The organism is Streptomyces sp. NPDC026062, assembly GCF_055568375.1.
The window spans coordinates 276,707-297,219 of the sequence record NZ_JBVHOQ010000002.1 but is presented as its reverse complement, the minus strand read 5'-3'; the positions used below and the strand labels follow the sequence as shown (position 1 = coordinate 297,219).

The 20,513-nt window shown below is 70.9% G+C and carries 10 protein-coding genes; 5 read left to right on the top strand and 5 right to left on the bottom strand.

What is annotated here, in order from left to right; genetic code table 11:
• The first annotated feature begins 45 nt into the window (after window positions 1-45).
• The 5 genes from ACZ4LX_RS02960 to ACZ4LX_RS02940 all read left to right on the top strand — a co-directional run bounded on the left by ACZ4LX_RS02960 (window position 46) and on the right by ACZ4LX_RS02940 (window position 5,212).
• On the top strand, window positions 46-1,104 hold the full coding sequence (locus ACZ4LX_RS02960; RefSeq protein WP_467721050.1) for a 3-oxoacyl-ACP synthase III family protein: 1,059 nt from the start codon (window positions 46-48) through the stop codon (window positions 1,102-1,104).
• Between the two features lie 58 nt (window positions 1,105-1,162).
• The gene (locus tag ACZ4LX_RS02955) at window positions 1,163-3,385 is read left to right on the top strand and encodes a CoA-transferase (protein WP_467637846.1); all 2,223 of its coding nucleotides are present in this window, start codon (window positions 1,163-1,165) and stop codon (window positions 3,383-3,385) included.
• Window positions 3,322-3,657 carry an SDR family oxidoreductase gene (locus ACZ4LX_RS02950; protein ID WP_467637843.1) on the top strand — a complete coding sequence of 112 codons (336 nt, stop codon included), beginning with the start codon at window positions 3,322-3,324 and terminating at the stop codon, window positions 3,655-3,657. The genes ACZ4LX_RS02955 and ACZ4LX_RS02950 overlap by 64 nt, the downstream gene beginning before the upstream one ends.
• Before the next feature lie 32 nt (window positions 3,658-3,689).
• The gene (locus tag ACZ4LX_RS02945) at window positions 3,690-4,169 is read left to right on the top strand and encodes a hypothetical protein (protein WP_467637665.1); all 480 of its coding nucleotides are present in this window, start codon (window positions 3,690-3,692) and stop codon (window positions 4,167-4,169) included.
• 305 nt (window positions 4,170-4,474) lie between these two features.
• Window positions 4,475-5,212 carry a class I SAM-dependent methyltransferase gene (locus ACZ4LX_RS02940; RefSeq protein ID WP_467637662.1) on the top strand — a complete coding sequence of 246 codons (738 nt, stop codon included), beginning with the start codon at window positions 4,475-4,477 and terminating at the stop codon, window positions 5,210-5,212.
• Between the two features lie 143 nt (window positions 5,213-5,355).
• On the opposite strand, the gene ACZ4LX_RS02935 is transcribed toward ACZ4LX_RS02940, so the two are convergent.
• The 5 genes from ACZ4LX_RS02935 to ACZ4LX_RS02915 are packed head-to-tail and all read right to left on the bottom strand — an operon-like array spanning window position 5,356 to window position 20,500.
• Complete coding sequence (locus tag ACZ4LX_RS02935; protein WP_467637659.1) at window positions 5,356-6,546, bottom strand: cytochrome P450; 1,191 nt, start codon at window positions 6,544-6,546, stop codon at window positions 5,356-5,358.
• A 50-nt stretch (window positions 6,547-6,596) separates the two neighbouring features.
• Window positions 6,597-7,652: an MDR family NADP-dependent oxidoreductase gene (locus ACZ4LX_RS02930; RefSeq protein ID WP_467637656.1), complete on the bottom strand. Its 1,056-nt coding sequence runs from the start codon at window positions 7,650-7,652 to the stop codon at window positions 6,597-6,599.
• Window positions 7,649-9,367, bottom strand: a complete 1,719-nt coding sequence (locus ACZ4LX_RS02925; protein WP_467637653.1) for a phytoene desaturase family protein — start codon at window positions 9,365-9,367, stop codon at window positions 7,649-7,651. The genes ACZ4LX_RS02930 and ACZ4LX_RS02925 overlap by 4 nt, the downstream gene beginning before the upstream one ends.
• Window positions 9,364-11,046, bottom strand: coding sequence for a phytoene desaturase family protein (locus ACZ4LX_RS02920; protein WP_467637650.1), 1,683 nt, complete (start codon window positions 11,044-11,046; stop codon window positions 9,364-9,366). The genes ACZ4LX_RS02925 and ACZ4LX_RS02920 overlap by 4 nt, the downstream gene beginning before the upstream one ends.
• On the bottom strand, window positions 11,036-20,500 hold the full coding sequence (locus ACZ4LX_RS02915) for a non-ribosomal peptide synthetase/type I polyketide synthase (RefSeq protein ID WP_467637647.1): 9,465 nt from the start codon (window positions 20,498-20,500) through the stop codon (window positions 11,036-11,038). The genes ACZ4LX_RS02920 and ACZ4LX_RS02915 overlap by 11 nt, the downstream gene beginning before the upstream one ends.
• Window positions 20,501-20,513 lie beyond the last annotated feature (13 nt).

Genomic DNA, 20,513 nt, shown 5'->3' with positions numbered 1-20,513 from the left:
GCACTCATGCGGAACCGAGGGACTCACATGAACCGAGGGACTGACATGGCTCGAATAATCGGACCCCATGGAGTGAACGCCCGTCAGGGCAAGGATCATTCACTGGAGATCGCCTCCACCGGGCATGCGTACCCCCAGGTGCGTGTCGGCAACGGCGACTTCTTCGAACGCTGCCGTTTCCCGCTGCCCGCCGACCGCGCCGCCCTGGTGCACAGCACGCGCATGGAGAGCCGCTACTGGTGCGGTCCCGGTGAGAACACCTGGACGCTCGCCAGGACCGCTGTGGAGCGTGCGCTCGGGGCGGCACCGGAGCTGCGGGAGGAGATCGATGTCGTTCTCGCCGTGTCGTCGACCACCGCGCCGTACTGGAATCCTCCCGAGGCCGGGCGTCCGGGGAACGGGGATCTCTCCTCCCTCGTCATCCGCGACGCCCTGCGTCGTACGGACTGCGTCGGAGTGGACCTCAAGTCCGCCGCATGCGCGGGTTTTGTCAGGGCCCTCCAGGTGATGGACGGACTGCTGCACGACCCCAATCACCGGGCCGGACTCATCGTGTGTGTCGAGCAGACCAGCCGACTGGCCGTGGCGGAGAGCAACCGCTCGGCATTCTGCTTCATCCTCGGCGATGCCGCGGGCGCCATGGTGCTGCGCCGCGGAGAGCGCGGACCGAGAGGCGGGCCGGTGAACGGCCTGCTGGACCACACCGGGCACACAGACCCTACGGGACTCGACCTCATCGCCTTCGGTGACAACGGCACGTCGCTCATCATGCGAGGAGCCGCGGCCGGCCGGGCCACCCTCGGAGCCATGGCTTCCAGCGCCCGGAAACTGCTTCACCGCAATGGCCTCGCCCCGGACGACGTCGACTGGCTGCTGCCCATCCAGGGGCATTACGACGGCGTCCGGAGGCTGGCCGAGGAGTTGCGGTGGCCCACCGAAAAGGTGCTGTGGCGGGGTGGAACCACCGGCTTCTCCGGGAGCGCGAGCATCCCCGCCTGCCTCGCGGACGAGATCGAACGCAAGGTCGTCAGCAGAGGCGATCTGGTCCTGTCCCCCGCCGCTGGAGCCGGCATCAACGGTGGCGCCGCCCTGTACCGCTACTGAGCCACGGCTGCCCGTCCACCCGTGCAGCCCAGCACCGGAAGGAGTCTCCGTGAAAGTCATGCCACTGGCGGAGGCGGTCGCCGCCTTCACCTCGCCCGGGGACCATCTGCACTTCGCGTCCACCCCCAGCCGCTCCAATGCCGCGGTCCGCCAGGTAGCACGCCATTACCAGGGCTCACGGCCCGCCCTGGTGCTGAGCACCACAGGATTCCATTCCACCGCGCATCTGCTCGCCCTGCTGGGGCTCGGCCGCCGCTATCTGTCGTGCTTCTTCGGGGACAACTATCCCCAGCCACGGCCGAACGAGCAGTACTCCCGGCTGGCCGCGGAGGGCGCCGAGCTTCAGCACTGGTCACTGCGGGGGTTCGTCGAGGCCCTTCGGGCGGGCGCCATGGGCCTCCCCTATGCCGTCGTCCCCGCACCGCCGGACACGACCCTCATTGCGGAACTCGCTGCCGCGGGCCGCCTGCAATCCGTCCCCGACCCGGCCGTCCCCACCGATCCGCGGCGGTGCGTCGGGCTGCTCACCACCCTGCGCCCGGACCTCACCTTTCTGCATGCCCCGCTCGGTGACCCGACCGGCCGCGTCGCCCTCTTCGCACCGTACGGCGAGGGGCACTGGGGAGCCGCGGCAGCGGTCCGGGGCGCCGTGGTCACGGTCGAGCGTGTGGTGGAGCCCGCCGAGCTCGCTGCGATGCCCCATGCGTTCCTGCTGCCACCGCACCGGGTCCTGGTCGTCTGTCCGGAGCCCTACGGAGCACATCCCCAACCTCTGTACGTACCTACGGGTATGCCTGCCACGCGGTACCGGGACGATGTCGAGCACTATCTGCTGTGGCGCGAAGCGGCACAGCACCCCGCCCGTATGCGGCCGTTCCTCGACCGCATCCTCGCTGCCGACGGTCCGAACGGATACCGGGCGGCCGTCGGGTCCGAGCGCCTGGCAGCACTCCGTTCCCCTACCACCGTCGCGCCCGGGCGCGCTCCCCGCCGGCCTGCGACGGCGAGTGCGGCCCCTCCCTCACCCACGGAACTGATGATCATCCGTGCGGCCAGGGTCATCGCCGACCGGGTCGAACGTCGGCAGTACCGCGTCATTCTGGCCGGAATCGGCCACTCCTACGATGCTGCCCGGCTGGCCCGCACGCTGCTGAGCAACCGCGATTCCGAGGTGCCGGTCATGGTCGAAACGGGGATGTACGACATCGACTGCGGCCCGGCAAGCAGCTCTTTCCCGCTCAGCCTCGAAGCCGTCGCCGGATCCCGCCGCCTGACGGGCATCGAGGACGTACTCTCCACTCTCACCTGTGGTGCGGACAACCGCTGTCTGGGAGTCATCGGCGCCGGCCAGATCGCACCCTGCGGTGACATCAACAGCACGCGGACAGCCGACGGACGCCTCCTGGTGGGATCCGGTGGCGCCCACGACATCGGCTCGGCGGCCGACGAAGTCATCGTGCTCACCCGCTGCACACCGCAGCGGATGGTGCCGCGCGTGGACTACGTGACCACGCCCGGATTCCATGTGACCCATGTCGTGACGGACACCGCCACCTTCGTCCGTAACCCCCTCGCCTCCCCAGCACCCGGCGACCCAGTACCCGGCGACCGACGGCACGGCGCCCGACGGCACGGCAGGCCCCACCGGCTGGACCGTGCACGACGTCGATCCGGCCGCCCCGCTCTCATACCGGCGCTGCGGCTGGCGACCACTCCCCCGCCGCTCGTCGGACACTCCCGGACCGGCACCCACGGTGCTGGAACTGCAACTCCTTCGAGCCTTCCGGAAGGAGAGCGCCGGCACTCCCACCGCATCGGCACCACTTCTCGGCACAGCTCCTCACCCCACCGACCGGAGGTCGACGAGGCCATGACCCAGGTTTCCATCACCGGCTTCAGCAGCCATCTGCCCGGCCCACCGCTCACCGCTCACCGCTCACCGCTCACCGACGACATGCTTCCCCCGCTGGACACTCCCCTGACCGAGGCTCAGTCCCAGCGCATCGGAGTGACTCAGCGGCACTGGGCCGCCGAGGGCGGCAGTGTGCCGGACATGGCCGCGCGAGCGGCCGAAACGGCGCTGCGCCGGGCCGGTACACCGGCGTCGGACATCGACCTGATCAATCTCGCCAACTGGACCCACCGCCGCTACATCCCGGAACTGGCACCTCAGTTGGCAACGCGGTTGGGGGTGCGCAGGGCCGTCGCCTTCGACCTCTGCTGTGCCTGCGCCGGTTTCCTCTACGGCCTGACGGTGGCCGATACGGCCCCTACGCACTGAGCAAGTCCGCGCTGGAGAACCTCACCGAATCGCTGCGCATCGAGCTGAGCTCCACCCGTACGAAGGTCTCCCTCGTGGACCTCGGACTGGTCGACACCCCCATCCACCACAAAGTGCCCGGGTTCGAGAGCACCCGGACACGACTGGCCGAGCACGTGCCGCACTGGCTGCACCCCGACGACGTGGCCGACACCATCCACTGGCTGGTCACCCGGCCGGAGCATGTCGTCGTTGGCGAAACCCTCCTCCTGCCCCTCCAGCAGCCCCGCTGAGCCCCCAGCCTTCCACCGAAAGGCCCGCCACGATGCCGGACGACCCCCTTGCCGCGTCCGAGGCCTACCTCGACGCGCTCTTCGGCCCCGATGCGGGCTTGCGGCACAGCCGGTTCCTGGAACAGGTCGAGCACCCCGGCCTGCGCGAGAGTCTGCATCGTTGTCACCGGACAGAGGCCGACACAAGGATGCTCAGCATCGAGGAGAACTACCTGATCGGCATGTGTGTGCTGTACGCGCCGCACTGCTTCGGCCCTGCCGGCATGTTCGCCCGCACACTGCTCCACCTGGGAGTTGAACGCGAGAAACTGCTCGAAGCCGTTGCCCGGCTGGCCATGTGGACCGGCCCCGTGCCCGCAGCAGTGGCCGCAGGCCATCTCCAGCGTGCGGCGGACGACTACCAGAGGCACGGCATCGCCTCGCTCGACGCCTGGTTCCCGCCCCTGGACCAGGCCGAGGAGACACGGGAGGCAACCAGGAACGACGACTCGCCGGAGAGCCGCGATGACTGAACTGCCCGAGCTGCTCAGGGGACGACGAGGTCTCGTCGTCCCCTTACGTCGACCGGCGACAGCTTTGTCCTGTCCAACCGCACGTCCTCGGAATCACCGAAGCAGCCCCGACCGCGACCATGCGTTGTCTCGCTCACGAGCTCGGCCTTCGAGGTCGTGCCCCGTTCGGCCATCCGCACTCCGTGGGCGGCCGGCGGACCGCGCACATGTTCAACGCGTTCACGCATGGCCGCACTCCAGCCGGTTCCCTGTGGGCGTCCATGCGGCTTGGCTGGCTTGAAGAGGGCAGCGAAGGAGGGCACCTGATGGCACCCACGAGCCGGTTCGACGCGTACGGGGACATGTATGAGGAGATGTTCCGCCTGCCGTGGCGCGCCCATCTGGAGAAACCGAGTGTGCTCAGGGAGCTGGGTCCTCTCAGAGGTGAGCGGGTGGCCGACATCGGCTGTGGTACGGGGCTCTACAGCCGGGAGATGAAACACCGGGGCGCAGCCCGTGTGGTCGGATACGACATCTCCGACGGCATGATCGCTGTCGCCCGGCGGCGGGAAGCCGCTGAACGCCTCGGCATCGACTACACCACCACGTCGCCCGACGTCGAGCCCGGCGCCTTCGGCCGCGCGCTGGGCGTGTATGTCCTGCCGTACGCCGAGGACTACCCGGCGTTGCTCGGCCTGTGTTCCCTCGCCGCTTCCGCACTGCGGCCCAGGGGGCGGTTCGTGACGCTTCCCCTCAACCCCGACTACCACGGGGAGCGCCCGTACTACGAATGCTACGGGCTGCGGCTCTCCGACGCCGAGCCGCGGGCGGACGGGTCACGCGTGACGCTGGAGCTGTGCTTCGGCCGCTACGACGAACAGATCACCGCCCGCTACTGGACTCGCGCAACCCTGGAAAGAGCACTGCGTGAGTCGGGCTTCGACGCGATCACCTGGCCCGCCCCGCACGTGTCCGACGAGGGGCTGGCCCGGTACGGGGAGGAGTTCTGGCGCCCCTGTCTGGACTGCCCGCATGCCTCGGTCATCACGTGCGAGAAGGGCTGACGTGAAGCCCCTGGACGGTCCGGGGGCCCTGCGAGCGGGCCGCATCACCCTCACGGTATTGCGGCTTCGGCTACCGGACGGCTGACCGGCCACCGAGTACTTCGTCCTCTACTGCCGGCCGCCCGGGCCGCCTGTGGCCGCGCCTACCAGTTGACGGCGAGCCGCTGGGGGCTGCGGGAGGTCGTGCCGACCCGCCAGGAGACCGTGTCCATGGGTGCCGCCAGGCGCAGACCGGGGAAGCGGGCGGCCAGCCGGTGCAGGGCCAGCTGGAGTTCCGTACGGGCGAGCCAGGCGCCGAGGCAGTAGTGGGGGCCCGCGCCGAAGGAGAGCGTGGGGGCCTCCAGCGGGGCGAACAGGTCGTGGAAGGTGGCGGGCGGGAAGACCGCCGGGTCGCGGTTGGCCATGCCGCAGTCGGCGAGCACGATCGCGCCGGCCGGGATCGTCACCCCGCCGACCTCGACGTCCGTGGCGGCGTGCCGGGTGCTGCCCCGGTCGTCGCCCAGCGGGACGAGGTGAATGAGCCGGTCCGCGACGCGTCCGGCCGTCTCCTCATCGGCTCCGAGGCGGGGCCACGTCTCTCGACGTTCGCCCAGGAGGTAGAGGAGTGCGTTGCCCAGCATCGTCAGGGTGCTGTCGTGGCCGCCGACGACCAGCCCGCACACGAGGCTGACCAAGTGGGCCTCGGGGATGCCCCCTTCCTGGTCTGCGGCCGCGACCAGCCCGCTGACCAGGTCGTCGCCGGGAACCCGCCGCCGCTCGGCGAGGAGGTCCGCCCCGAACGCGCTGAACTCCTTCAGTGCGCAGACCACCTGCTCACGGTCGTGGGTGCCGTCGGAGAAGGCGTGCTCGCTCCAGTAGCGCATCCTGTCCCGGACCGGTGCGTCGAGCCCCATCAGCCGGCTGATCACCGCAACCGGCAGCGGGAGGGCGAACTGCGCGATCACGTCGGCCGGTTGCGGCAGGGCCTCCAGCGGATCGAGGAGATCCTCCACGATCGCCGCGATCCACGGCCGCCAGCGGGCGACGGCCCGCGGGGTGAACGCGCGGCGCAGTGTGCGGCGCAGCCGCAGGTGGTCGGGGCCGTCCTGGTTGAACATCAGGTCGGGGCTGTTCACGAGGTCGGGTACGTCGGAGAGGGCCGGTGCGTCGGGGGCGTACAGCAGGGCCCGGCCGAACCTCGGATCGGAGAGCACCTGCCGGACGTCGGCGTAGCGGCTGACCAGCCAGGCGGGGGCACCGCCTGGCAGTTCGGCCGGACGGGGCGGCCCCGGTTCGTCGAAGTGCAGGCGGTGCAGCGGCACCTGCGCGGGGGGCGCGGGCTCGGTGGCGGTCAACGTACCTCCTGGAGCAGGCCGTCGGGGGTGCGGACGGGGCGTGGGCGGGGTCATAGTGCGACGAGGACCTTGCCCCGGTTGGCCGCCTGTCCGGCGTAGAGGCTGGCGTAGGCGGCGGGGATGTTGTCGAAGCCGTGGTACATGGTGTGGTCGTAGACGACCTCGCCGCGACGGACCCGGCCGCCCAGCTCGGTGTGCAGGTCCCGCCAGTTCTCTTCGGTGAACCATTCCATGGAGAAGATTCCGCGGACAGTGGCGCGCGGGAACATCAGGTACGGCAGGAGCCTGGGGCCGGCATACTCATTGCCCACCTGGGTCGCCCACTGCCAGCAGACCGCCACCTGGGCCCCGACGTTGAGCAGGGGGAACACCGAGTCGGTGACCGTGCCGCCGAGGTTGTCGAAGTACCGGTCGACGCCGTCGGGGGCGGCCTGTGCCAGGGCGGCGCCGACCGTGTCCGCACTGTCCCCGTGCCGGTAGACGATCACCGTTTCGAAGCCGAGCCCGGTAAGGAACTCTGCCTTCTCCGGTGAGGAGGTGGTGCCGATCACCCGGGCCCCTTCGAGCGCGGCGAGCTGGCCGACGAGGGAGCCGACCGAGCCGGAGGCCCCGCTGACGACGAGGGTGTCGCCGGGGCTGATCGTCATGTACTTGGTGAGGGTGCCCCAGGCGGTCATGCCGGGGCCGCCCATCACGCCGAGGGCCGTCGGCAGCGGCAGGACGTCGTCGTACCATCCGGGGTCGAGCCTGCGGAAGTCCGGGAAGACCATGGGGAAGGTGCCGGTCTGCCAGAGTTCGGCCGCGCCGGTGGAGATGACATGGGTGCGCCAGCCGCCGAAGCCCTGGACGAGGTCGCCCACGCGGTGGGCGGCGTCCGGTCCCGCCTCCACCACCTCCATGATGGAGTCGGCGCCCATGTGCCCGCCGACCGGTGTGTCGAGGGCGATGCCCTGGAGGTAGGGGTCGACGGAGACGTACCGGGTGCGCAGGAGCATCTCGTCGGGTGCGAGGGCGACGTCGACGTTCTCGACGACCTTCTCGTAGACACGGCCCACGTCGGGGACGCCTTCGACGTGTTCGCGGACCACCCATTTCTCGATCTTCATGGCTTCCTCTCCGTCGGTGCGGCGGATCGAACGGGTACGGGAATGACGCGATGCGTCGGCGGGGGTGCGGTGAGGTCGAGGGACGCGGTGAAGGGTTTACCGTCGTCGCGGCAGATGAACTGCATGACGTGACGGCCGGCGGCGGCGGCCCGGATGAGACCGCCGGTGGTGGCCCAGACTCCGGACTGGTAGAAGTCGCGCAGCCCGGGCAGCCCCGGGCCGTGCTTCTTGATCAGCTCTTCGAGGGTCTCGCCGCTCTCGACGAAGGGCTGCCAGCCCAGGACGGTTCCGTCGTAGTTGCCGGTGTAGCGGACCTGGGTCAGGGGGCTGGAGACGTCGCGGACGACGATCGCCTCCCGCAGTCCGGGGTAGCGCTGGTCGAGGAAGCCGATGAGCCCCTCGCGGGCCCGGCGTTTCGCCGCGTAGTAGCCGCGCCCGTGCCGTACGGGAAGGGTGTGCAGCGTCTGGCCGCCGCGCACGCGGGTGACTTGTTCGGGCCCCTCGTCCAGGGCCCGCCAGGGGGCGATGTCACAGAAATAGGTGGCGTAGACGACGGTGGTGCCGTCCGGTGACAGCTCGGGGTAGTGGCGGCTGCGGAACTGGACATTGATGCTCGGGTGGCGGATGCCGGTCAGCTCGGCCGCCATGGCCTCGTCGATGAGGTGAGTCGTACACGGGTCGCCCTCGGGAAAGGGGCGGGAGAGGCCGAGGAAGAGCGTGAAGTAGCCGGGGAAGACCATGCCGGGTTCATGGATGGTCTCGGTGTAGAGCCTGCGGTAGTCCTCGCCGAGATACTCGCCCCCCAGGAGCTTCATGACCGTGGTGTAGCCGTCACAGGCCGACACGACGATGTCGGCGCGCAGTTCGGCGCCGTCACTGAGCCGGACGCCGACCGCCCGGTCGTCCTCGACGATCACCGACTCGACCTTCGTGTTGTACGAGACATCGCCGCCGAGTCTCCGGTAGCGGGCCTCGATCGACTCGGCGAGCCCGAGGGAGCCGCCTTCGGGGACGCCCGCGGAGAGGTTGGCGTGCGAGGCGAGCTGGAAGTGGAACGGAAGGACGGGGAAGGCCGGATGCTTCTCGTACAGGATGAAGTTGAACGCCTCCCGCAGCAGCGGGTCCTTGAACTTCGCCGAGAAGTCGGTCATCAGGACGGTGATGGTGGTGCGGACGGCGTTGAAGTAGGGCAGGAACGAGGCGAGCATCCGCCAGCGCTCCCGGTGTCCCATCAGCCCGACGGGCTTGAGGAACGGGTAGACCGCGAGTGCCTTGCGGAAGCTGCGCAGTTGCGCGCAGAACTTCCGCACCAGCCGGGCGTCGGCGGGCGAGAGGGCGACGAGGTGGGCTTCGAGCCGGTCCGGGTCGGAGTAGAAGTGGACGGCCCGGCCGTCGGTGCCGCGCACGATGTTGAAGACGTCGAAGTGCCGGATCTCCTTGCCCTGGAGGGCGCCGAGCTCCAGCCAGATCTGGTGCATCTCGTTGCCGGGGCCGCTGCCGAGGAGCCAGCTGACGCACGCGTCCAGGGTGAAGCCGCCGCGCTCCCAGGCCGTGCAGCAGCCGCCGGGCATCTCGTGCATCTCCAGGACGCGGGTCCGGTAACCGTTCATCTGGGCGTAGCAGCCGGTGGAGAGGCCGCCGAGTCCGGCGCCGATGATGATCATGGTCTCCCGGGGGCGGGTGCCCGGCCGGGTCCGGTTCGTGTCGCGCCTCATGAGTCCTCCCTCTCCCGTGCCGACCACCGGTCCAGCTGGGGCAGGTGTCCCAGCTGCCGGGGGTGCCACGGCTCGGTTCCCTCGCTCTCCCAGGCCCGGAATTCCAGGCCGAGTTCGCGGCAGAGGTACTGGACGGCGAAGCGTCCGGTGGAGGCCGCGCGGATCAGGCCGCCCATGCCGATCCACTGGCCGGCCATGGAGAAGCCGCTGAGGCCCGGCAGTCGCATGCGGTCCTTGCCGACGAGCCGTGCCGCGATGTCGTCGGCCTCCGAGAACGCCTTCCAGGCGAGGATGGAGCCGCCCCGGTTTCCGGTGTAGCGGTGGGTCGTGGCAGGGGTGGCGACCTCCGTGACGACGATGCGGTCGGCGATGCCGGGGGTGCGGCGTTCCAGGAAGTCCCGCACGAAGTCGGCGACTTCGCGTTTGCGCAGGCGGTACTCCTTGCGGTTGCGGGTACGCAGGTCCTTCCAGTGTGCGTAGTCGCTGAAGTAGGTGCAGTGCAGGACGGAGTGGCCCGGCGGGGCGAAGCCCCCGGAGTACCGGGAGCGTGCCTGCACGACGAGGCTGTCCTGGAGCGCTCCGGGCAGGCGGCTCGCGTCGTCCGGGCCGAGAAGGTGGGTGGTGCTGTGCGCCTCGTCCGGCGCCAGGTCGCCGCGCAGGCCCACGAAGGCGGAGACGACGGCGGGGAAGAGGGCGCCGGGGCGGTGCACGAGGTCGCTGTACAGCTTGTCGATGCGGGGGCCGGTGTACCGGCCGCCGAGGAGGCCGTAGACCGTGGTGTGACCGTCGCAGGCGGAGACCACGTGTTCGGCGAAGTACCTCTTCCCGTTGCGGAGTTCGACGCCGATCGCCCGGTCGTTCTCGACAAGGATCCGTTCCGTGCGGGCCCGGTAGGTGACCGTGCCGCCCAGGTTGCGGTAGCGCTCCTCGACGGAGCGGGCGAGGCCGAGCGAACCGCCTTGCGGGAAGCCCGCGTTGCCGTGGTGGGCGGCCGCCATGTTGAAGAGGTACGGCAGCAGCGGGAAGCCCTCCGGGTCCTGGAAGAAGATGTTACGGAACGCCTTGCGCAGCAGCGGGTCCTGGAACCGGTCGGCGAAGACGTGCATCGGGGTGGCCGCGGTCCGCCAGAACAGCCGGAAGGCGGGGAGCACCGTACGCAGGGTCTCGGCCCTCTCCCGTACGGTCCGCAGGGCGGGCGCGGTCAGGAACGGGTAGAGCTCGATGTCGATGAAGCGCCGCAGGTCCCGCGTGAAGGCCCGGATGTGGGGGGCGTCGGCGGGCGAGAGCTCCAGGAGGTGGGCCTCCAGCCGGTCGGGGTCGTTGTAGAAGGTGACCGACCGCCCGTGTTCGTCCTCGACCTTGTTGAACAGCTCGAAGTTGGTCACCGACTTGCCGTCCAGCGCTCCGAGTTCGCTCCACACCTGGTGGGCGTCGTTACCCGGGGCGGTGCCGATGAGCCACTCGATGCAGTAGTCGAAGAGGTACCCGTCGCGCGACCATGCGGTGCAGCAGCCGCCCGGCAGCACATGCTTCTCGAAGACACGGGTCCTGGCTCCGCTCATCTGGGCGTAGCAGCCGGTGGCGAGGCCGGCCACCCCCGCGCCGATGACGATGACGCGGGGCGGGGTGCCCGGAGTGCGTTCCCTGCTGGTCCAGTCGCTGCCGTCGTCATCCGCCATGGGCCGGCTCTCCTGTCAGGACGGAGCGCACCAGTTCGGCGTTGCGGGCCAGGTGCTTGGCGTCGAGCATGTCCGCGTGGGCGCCGGAGCCGCGCAATGCGGCGGTGGCGGTGGTGGAGCTGCCGTGCCAGGTGCCGTGTTCCCCGGCTGCGTAGAGGGCGGCTTTGTCCTCGTCCGTGATCACGCTGACGGTCGCGGCGACCGTGCCGGTGTTGGGGGTGCGGCCGCAGAAGGCGAGGTATTCGGCGGCGTGGGCGAGGGTCTCGCGGGCGACGGCATCGGAGCCGGTGTGCTTGCGCAGGTGCTCGGCGAGTTCGCTCTCGAAGGCGGCGATGCCGGAGGCGTCCGGTTCATGGGCGGTGAGGATGCGGCGGGAGTCGAGGATGACGACGTGGCCGACGCGGCGGCCCCTGCGTTCCAGCTCCTTGGCGGTCTCGAAGGCCAGGTTGCCGCCCAGGGAGTAGCCCAGGAGCAGGCAGGGGCCCTCGGGCTGCGCGGTCTCGATCAGGTCGGCGTACCGGGCGGTCTTGTCCTGGCCGGGGAGGTAGTTGAAGCCGATGACGGTGTGGTCGGGAAGGTGAGCGGCCAGCCCCCGGTAGACGAGCCCGTGGCCGCCGGCGGGCGGGAAGCAGAACAGGGCGGGGCGCTGTCCGGCGTTGAAGGTGAGGAAAGGCAGTTCGTCGGCGCTGGTGCCGTGGAGCACGTCCTCGACGGTGGCGGCCATGCCGTGGAGGGTGGTGACCTGGTAGAGCCTGCTGACGGGGACGCCGACGCCGAACTCGGTCCGCAGGTGGTGGATGAGCTCGATGAGTTTGATCGAGCTGCCGCCGAGTTCGAAGAAGTCGTCCTCCAGCCCGACCTGTTCGCGTCCCAGGAGGGTCTTCCAGTGCCGGGCGACACTGATCTCGTACAGGGTCACCGGTTCCTCGTGGGGCCGGTTCCCCGCCTCGGCCCGGGGCGCGGGCAGGGCGGCCGTGTCGACCTTGCCGTTGGCCGTCAGCGGCAGGGCGGCCAGTTCGACGAAGTGGGACGGGATCATGTACGAGGGCAGCGAGCGGGCCAGGTGGCGGCGCAGGGCCCGGACATCCAGCGCGGCGCCGGGCGCGGTCACGCAGTAGGCGCAGAGCGCCGGGTCTCCCCCCGTGTCGGGGCGTACGGTGACGACGGCCCTGGCGAGCGCGGGCCACTGGACGAGGTGGGCCTCGATCTCGCCGATCTCGGCGCGGTGGCCTCGCAGTTTCACCTGGCCGTCGGTCCGGCCGAGCAGGTGGACCCGGCCGTGGGCGTCCCAGCGGGCGATGTCGCCGGTGCGGTAGAGGCGTTCGGGGCGGGCATCGGCGGCGCGGCCGAGGACACGGGTGACGAATCGTTCGTCGGTCTGCTCCGGGTCTCCGGCGTAGCCGAGGGCGACGCCCTGTCCGCCGACCCAGAGTTCACCGGGCACCCCGGGCGGTACCGGTTCGCCGTGGGTGTCGAGGACGTGGAGGGTGCTGTTGGGGAGGGGCCGGCCGATGGGGACCATGGCGCCGGCCTCCAGATCGTCGGCGGGCCCTTCGAAGCAGGCACTGTCGATGGTGGCCTCGGTGAGGCCGTAGGAGTTGATGAGGCGGGTGCCGGGTCCGCACAGCTCGGCCAGCCGGCGGTACTCCCCCACGCTCCAGGCATCCGAGCCGACCACCAGCAGTCGCAGGAAGTCCAGCCGCAGCCCTTCCCGCGCGCAGTGGTCCATCAGGCCGCGGACGACGGCGGGGACGAACTCGGCACCTTGGATGCGTTCCTGGCGCATCGTGCGGTAGAGGCGCGTGGTGTCGAAGAGAAGGTCACGGTCGGCCAGGACGAGGGTGCCGCCCGAGCACAGGGCGCGCACCAGGTCTCCGGTGAACACGTCGAAGGACGGCTCGGCCATCTGGAGGTGCACCCGGACCTCGGTCTCCAGCCGGTACTCCTGCCGCCAGGCCGCGTATGCGGAGGCGAGGTTGCGGTGGCTGACACGTACGGCCTTCGGGCGGCCGGTGGAGCCGGAGGTGGTGATGATGTAGGCGGGCGAGTCGGGGCAGGTCCCGGCCGTCGGTCCGTCCGGATGCGGGGCGGTGCCGGCGAGGCCGGTGAGGGACAGCGTCGGGACGGTCAGGGTCCCGGTCTGCTCCGGCCCGGCGTCGTCCGCGACGACGACGAGTTCCGCGCCGGTGGCCGATACGAGGTGGGCGAGCCGGTCCGGGGGCTGGTCGGGCCGCAGCGGGAGGTAGGCGGCGCCGGTCCTGAGTACGGCCAGCAGGGCGGTGATCAGCTCGGGCGACTTCGGCAGGCACAGCACGACCACCGAGCCCTCGCCGATGCCGAGCGTACGGAGCCGGGCAGCGGTGTCATCGGCCTGCCGGTCCAGCTCCGCGTAGGTCAGCCGGTACGCCTCGCCGCGCAGGGAGGGCATGGTCACGGCGACGGCGGCGGGGTGTTCCGCGGCGGCGCGGCCGATGAGAGTCTGCACCGGGGTGAAGGGCTCTTCCTCGGCGGACCCGGTGGACGGCGGTTCCGGGCGGCTCCACCCATCGAGGAGCTGTTCCCTCTCCCGTTCGTCGAGCATCTCCAGTCGGGAGGTCGCCTGTTCGCCCGGCGCGAGGGTCATCCCGTCGAGGAGCCGGGTGTAGTGGGCGGCCATGCGGCGCATGGTCTCGGGAAGGAAGAGGTCGGTGTTGTACTTGAAAACGCAGTGGAAGCGGCCCTCCGCCTCGTCCTCGTAGGCAGACAGTGTTATGTCGAACTGCCCCTCCTCCTCAGGTAGTTCGATGTACTCCAGCCGGTATCCGTACTGCTCGGTGGCCACCTTGTGAGTCAGCAGGATGAACATCGCCTGGAAGACGGCGGAGCGGCTGGGGTCGTGCTGGAGGCCCAGCTCCTCGACGAGGAGTACGAAGGGGTACTCCTGGTTGTCCAGACCGCCGAGCACGGTCCGGCGGACCTGCTGCAGCAGTTCGGCGACGGCCGGGTCCTCGGACAGATCGGCGTGGAGCGGGAGCGGGTTGACGAAGTAGCCGTAGACGGAGGCGAAGTCCTGCCGGGTGCGGCCGGTCACCGGGCTGCCGACGACGATGTGGTCCTGCCCGGAGTAGCGGTGCAGCAGGAGGTAGTAGGCGCTGAGCAGCACCATGAACGGGGTGACGCCGTGGGCGCGGGCCAGGGCGTGGACGCGGGCGCTGAGCGCGGCGTCGAGGACGAAGAACTCGGAGGCCCCGTTGTGGGTCTGGACCGCCGGGCGGGGCTTGTCGACGGGGAGCGCCAGGAGAGGGACCTCGGCCGGCAGGTGGGAGCGCCAGTAGGCGAGCATGCCCGCCGCCTCCGGCCCGGCCAGAAACGCGTTCTGCTGGTTGAGGAAGTCGAGGTAGCGGGCCTTGACCGGCGGCAGCTCCGGTTCACGGTTGCGGCGCAACGCCTCGTACACCGCGAGGAGTTCCTCGATGAAGGTGAAGGTGGAAATGGCGTCGGAGACGATGTGGTGGACGGCCTTCATGATGATCCAGCGGTCCGGTCCCCGCTTGAAGAGACGGAAGCGGACCAGGGGGTCCTGCGCGAGGTCGTAGGGCTTGCGGTACTCCTGGACGATCGTCGCGTGGATGCTTTCCCAGTCCTCGCCCTGGACGTCGAAGAGGGCGAGGTCGCTCGGGCCGTCCTCGGAGAACCGCTGCACGGCCTGCCCGTCCACCAGGTGGAAGTTGGTACGCAACGCCGGGTGGCGGGCGATGAGGCGGCGGACGGCCTCGAACATCAGGTCCGGTTCGAGGGCGACGTCGACCTCGACGGCCCCGCCGATGTTGTAGGCGTACCCGTCGGGGTTGAGGTGCTTGAGGAACCAGAGCGCCTTCTGGTTCTGCGTCAGCGGGTAACTCCGCTCGTCCGTGTGGAGTTCGACGGCTCCCGCCGCCCCGTCGGAGCCTTCGGCCGAGGCCAGGGCGCTGAGGCCGTCGTGGAGCTGGGCGGCGAGTTCCCCGGCCGGGGTGCCGCTGAGCAGGGCGACCACGGGCAGGGTGACGCCGAGTTCGGCGTGGATGCGGGCCCGCAACTCCATGGCGAGGAGTGAGTCGAGGCCGAGTTCGCCGAGACCGGTGGCGGGGTCGATCCGGTCGGCGCCGGTGCGCAGCACGGTGGCGGAGAGCGCGGCGAACCGTTCGGCGACCAGCGTGCGGCGGGTCTCCGCGTCCGCGGCGCGGAACGTGTCGAGGAACCCGTTGCCGGAGGCGGCGTCGCGGCTCGGGGCGGCGGCTGCCGCGAGGTCGGCGACCAGCGGTGGCGGGGAGGGGTACCAGGCGAGGAAGGCGGGCCAGTCGACGACGGTGGCGACGACGAGCTGGGCGTGGTCCTGGCCGATGACGCGCTCCAGGACGGCCATGCCGGCGTCCGGTGACAGCGAGCTCATGCCCCGGCTGTGCAGATAGTGGTCGACCAGGCCGAGTTCTTCGATCATCCCGGTGGCCCAGGGACCCCAGTCGAGGCTGAGCGCGGGCAGTCCCTGGGCGCGGCGGTGGTGGGCGAGGGCGTCCAGGAAGGCGTTCCCGGCAGCGTAGTTGGTCTGGCCTGCCGTGGTCAGCAGGGAGGCGATCGAGGCGAAGAGTACGAAGTGTTCGAGAGGTTCGTCCCGCAGGTGCCGGTGCAGGAGGTGGGCGCCGACGGTCTTGGGGTCGTGGACGGCGTCGAAGTCGGCCCGGTCGAGGTCGGCGACCAGCGTGTCACGGACCTGGCCGGCCAGGTGGAACACCCCTCGGATCGGCGGCGCCCCGCTGTGCCGGTGAGCGTCGAGCCAGCCGGCCAGCGCGTCCTCGTCGGTGATGTCGAAGGTCGCGAGGACGGGCTGGGCTCCGAGTGCCTCCAGCTCGCGGAGAAGGTTCACGGCCCTGCCCTCGGTTGTGGCGGGGTCGGTGCCGGCCCACTTCTCCCTGGACGGGACGGGGGTGCGCCCGACCAGGACGAGCCTGCGGGCCCCGCGGCGTACGAGGGTGCGGCACAGCAGTCGGCCGAGCGCTCCGAAAGCGCCGGTGACCAGGTAGCTGCCGTCCGGCCGCAGGCGCAGCGGCAACGGCCGGGTCAGGGACTCCGCCGGGCGCAGGCGGCTCGTGCGGCGGCCACCGTCGCGCAGGGCGATCTCCTCCTCGTCGTCGCTCAGGGCCTCGGCGAGAAGCGCCTCGGCGTCGGCCCGGTCGCCTTCGGGGCCTGACCGCCGCCGGGGGTCGAGGTCGACGATCTTGCCGGGATGTCCGATCAGCTCCTGGTGCCGCAGGACACGGCCGATGCCCCAGGCGGGCGCCCCGAGGGGTTCGGGTCCCTCGCCCGGCAGTGCGGGCTGGGCGCCCCGGGTGACGATGTGCAGGCGGCCTCCGCCGCCTCGGGCCGACAGCAGCCGGGCGAGGGCGATCAAGGAGTAGGCGCCCGCGCCGGTGTGGTCGCGCAGGGCGGTCCGGTCGCACTCCGCGAGGGCGGGGGCGTCGAGGTTCCACAGGTGCAGGACGGTCCCGCGGAAGGGGCCGCCGTCGCGGTCGAGGTCGGCGAAGAGGCGGCGCAGATCGGAGTCGGACACCGGGTCGACGGTGTACGTGGAGCCGTCGGCGGACGCGGCGTAGGCCTGGCCCCTGCGGACCGAGCGGCAGCGTTCGCCCCGGGCGGCGGCCAGGGCGGCGAAGGCGTCCGCGACGCCCCCGGCGTCGGCGAGGACCAGCCATCCGTGGTCCCGCGCGGCTTCCTCGGGTCCGTCCGGCCGCGCCGGGTGCGGTACGCCGTCCGTCCCGGACGGCTCGTTCCGTACGGTGCCGGGTCCGGGAGTTCCCGGCTCGGTGACGGTGACGGTGTCGCGGGCGGGCAGCGGCGGGCAGTCGGTCCAGACGGGTTCGGCGAGCCAGGAGTCGATCGTGGTGCGGGCGACGGCGGTGGCGGCCTTCTGCACGTCGACGGCGCGGAAGCCCTGCACGCGGCCCAGCGATGTGCCGTCGTCGGCGTACAGGGCAATGTCGCCGAGGGTGGTGTCCGCGTTGCCGGGGAGCAGGGTGGCGTGGGCCCAGAACGGCTGGTCGCCGATGGGTTCGAGGGCGACCTCGTCCAGCGAGAGCGGCAGCCTGATCCCGGTGTCCCGGGCGGGACCTTCGAGGATGAGCGGGGTCAGCAGGGTCTGGAAGCAGGCGTCGAGGAGGACGGGGTGAAGGTGGTGGACCGCGGCGTCGCCGCCGATCGCGCGGGGCGGCCGGATCCGGGCCAGGACTTCCCCGTCGCCGATCCAGACCTCTTCGACGGCTTGGAAGGCGGGGCCGTAGTGGTAGCCGAGAGCGGCCAGCGCGGTGTAGCAGTCGGGGCCTTCGAGGTGGCGCAGGCTGCGGGCCCGGATCGTGGGGGCGTCGAGCGGCGGGGTGGTGCGGCGGCGCTGCCCGGTGCGGACGATCCCTCTGGCGTGCACGGCCCGCTCCCCGTCGTTCCCGGTCGCGGAGGCGATGGTGAAGGCGGCGTTCTCCAGGGAGAGTGACACCTCGACGGTCCGGTCCTCGCCGTCGGGCAGGACGAGAGCCTTGCGCAGCTCGATGTCGGCGAGGACGGCCGTGGTGCCGCCGGTGAGCCGCAGGACGGCCTGGGCCGCCATCTCCACGTAGCCGGCGGCGGGGAAGACCACGGTGCCCTGGATGCGGTGGTCGGCGAGGTAGGGCAGGTCCTCGGTGTCCAGACGGGCCTGCCAGGTGGGTTCCGTGGCGTCCGTGCGACGCCCGAGAAGGGCGTGGTCGTGGTCGCCGAGGCGGACTTGGGCGACCGGGCGGGGTTCGGTCCAGTGGCGGTCGCGCCGGAAGGGGTGGCGGGGCAGGGTGACCGGCCGGCCGGCGGGCTGGAGCAGCTTCCAGTCGACGGGGACGCCGAGGGTGTGGAGCCGGCCGAGGGAGGCGGCGAAGCGCTCGCTCTCATCCTCCCGGCGGCGGATAGACGGCAGGGTGAGACCGGATGTGCCGGTGGTGTCGAGGCATTCGCGGATCGCGTGGCCGAGGACCGGGTGGGGACCGATCTCCAGGAAGACGTGGTGACCGTCACCGGCGATCCGATCGACCGCCGAGCGGAAGCGCACCCGGTCGCGGACGTTCCTCCACCAGTAGGCGGCGTCCAGTTCCTCGCCCCGGGCGGTTCCCTCCATGCCCGTGAGGTACAGCGGCGCCTGGACCGGATTCGGCTCCAACGGGGCGAGCGCGTCCAGAAGTTCGTCCTTGATCCGTTCCATGCCGACGCTGTGGTACGGGACTTCCACGGTGAGGAACTTCGCGAACTGCTGCTCGGCGCGCAGTTCCTCGGCGAGCAGGGTGAGAGCCGCCTTGTCCCCGGCCAGGGTGATCGCGGTGGGGCTGTTGACGGCTGCCACGGAGACCCGGTCGTCGTAGGGGCGGATACGGCGCTCCGCCTCGTCCTCGGACAGGCTCACGGCAAGCATGGTGCCCGTGCCGGCCAGGGTCTGCTGGAGGCGGCTGCGGTGGACGGCGATCCTGGCCGCGTCCCGCAGGGAGTAGACGCCCGCGGCGTGGAACGCGGCGATCTCGCCGGTGCTGTGGCCGACCACGGCGTCCGGGCGCACCCCGTAGGACCGCCACAGGGCCGCCAGGCCGATCTGCACGGCGGTGTTCGCGGGCTGGGCGAGCCAGGTCTCACTCATTCGGGAGACGGACTCGTCGGCGGTCATCTCCTCGATGAGGGACCAGTCGGCGAACTCTCGCATCGCCCGGTCGCAGGCGGCGACGGCGTCACGGAAGACCGGTTCTCTCTCCAGGAGTTGGCGGCCCATGCCCCACCACTGGGGGCCCATTCCGGTGAAGACCCAGACCGCTTTCCGGTCGGCGGACTCCCGGGCACGGCCGTGGACCACACGGGGGTGGGGCTCGCCGCGCTCGTGGGCGGCCAGGGCCTCGTCGAGGGAGGCGGCCGAGGAGTAGACGACGGACAGCCGTTCGGGCAGGTGCTGGCGGCGGTGGGCCAGGGTGTGGCCGAGGTCGTCGAGGACCACGGCCGGGCCGTTGTCGCCCGCGAGTTCGCCGCGGATCCCGGCCGCCATCTCCTTGAGGGCGTCCGGGTTGCGGGCGCTGAGCGGCAGGATGCTCCAGGACCGCCGGGCGGGCGGTGCGGGGCGGGTCCTGGGAGGTGCCTCCTCCAGGACGACATGCGCGTTGGTGCCGCCGAAGCCGAAGGAGTTCACGCCCGCGCGGGCGGGTCCCTCGTGTTCGGGCCAGTCGGTCGGCCGGGTGGGGATCTCGTAGGGCAGCGTCGCGGGGTCGATGGCGGGGTTGAGGTTCTTCAGGTTGATGTGGGGCGGGATCGTGCGGTGCTTGAGGCTCAGGACGGTCTTGATGAGGCCGGCGATCCCGGCGGCGGATTCGGTGTGGCCGATGTTCGTCTTGACCGAGCCGACGTAGGCGCGGGCGCCCGGGGACCGCCCGATGGCCAGCGCGCGGGCCAGGGCGTTCGCCTCGATCGGGTCGCCGACCGGGGTCGAGGTGCCGTGCGCCTCCATGTACTGGAGGTCTCCGGGAGTGATGCCCGCCTCGGCGCAGACCCTGCGGATCAGGTCGACCTGGGCGTCGGGGTTGGGCACGGTGATGCCGTTGGTGTGGCCGTCCTGGTTGACGCCGCTGCCGAGGATGACCGCGTGGATCCGGTCCCCGTCCCGTACCGCGTCGTCCAGCCGTTTCAGCGCGACCAGGCCGACGCCTTCGGCGCGTACGTAACCGTCCGCGGCGGCGTCGAACGTACGGGAGCGGCCTTCGGGCGACAGGAATCCGCCCTTCGTCTCGGCGATGGTGTACTGCGGGGCCATGTGCAGCAGGGTGCCGCCGGCCAGTGCGAGGTCGCTCTCCCCGTTGTTCAGCGCCTGGCACGCGAGGTGGACGGCGACCAGGGAGGAGCTGCACGCGGTGTCGACGGACAGGCTGGGACCGCGGAAGTCGAAGCAGTACGAGATGCGGTTCGACACCATCGTCATCATGGTGCCGGTCGCGGTGTGGGCCGCCAGCGAGGTGAAGCCCAGGTCGGCGAATTGCAGGATCTTGTAGTCCAGGGTGAACGCCCCGACGTAGACGGCGACATTGCCGCCCGCGAGATCGGCGGGCCGCTGCCCTCCGTCCTCCAGGGCTTCCCAGGCCACTTCGAGCAGCTTGCGCTGCTGCGGGTCCATATGGTCGGCCTCACGGGGGCTGATACCGAAGAACGCGGGGTCGAACTCGTCGAAACCGTCGATGTATCCGCCCCTGCCGCCGACGAGGCGTCCTGGTTTGTCGCGGTACCGGCTGGCGAGCCTCCCCACGTCGTACCGGTCGGGCGGGGTGGGCGTGATGCAGTCCTTGCCCGCCACCAGGTTCTGCCAGAACGTGCGGTGGTCCGAGGCTCCGCCGGGCAGGCGGCAGCCCATCCCGACAATCGCCACCTTGGCCCGTAACGCCCGGTTGTTCGCGTCGGACATGTCGAACTCCTCA

Excerpts from the sequence above, each read along its gene's own strand:
- ACZ4LX_RS02960 (WP_467721050.1), top strand. The coding sequence starts at position 46 with ATGGCTCGAATAATCGGACCCCATGGAGTGAACGCCCGTCAGGGCAAG.
- ACZ4LX_RS02955 (WP_467637846.1), top strand. The coding sequence starts at position 1,163 with ATGCCACTGGCGGAGGCGGTCGCCGCCTTCACCTCGCCCGGGGACCAT.
- ACZ4LX_RS02945 (WP_467637665.1), top strand. The coding sequence starts at position 3,690 with ATGCCGGACGACCCCCTTGCCGCGTCCGAGGCCTACCTCGACGCGCTC.
- ACZ4LX_RS02940 (WP_467637662.1), top strand. The coding sequence starts at position 4,475 with ATGGCACCCACGAGCCGGTTCGACGCGTACGGGGACATGTATGAGGAG.
- ACZ4LX_RS02930 (WP_467637656.1), bottom strand. The coding sequence starts at position 7,652 with ATGAAGATCGAGAAATGGGTGGTCCGCGAACACGTCGAAGGCGTCCCC.
- ACZ4LX_RS02925 (WP_467637653.1), bottom strand. The coding sequence starts at position 9,367 with ATGAGGCGCGACACGAACCGGACCCGGCCGGGCACCCGCCCCCGGGAG.
- ACZ4LX_RS02920 (WP_467637650.1), bottom strand. The coding sequence starts at position 11,046 with ATGGCGGATGACGACGGCAGCGACTGGACCAGCAGGGAACGCACTCCG.
- ACZ4LX_RS02915 (WP_467637647.1), bottom strand. The coding sequence starts at position 20,500 with ATGTCCGACGCGAACAACCGGGCGTTACGGGCCAAGGTGGCGATTGTC.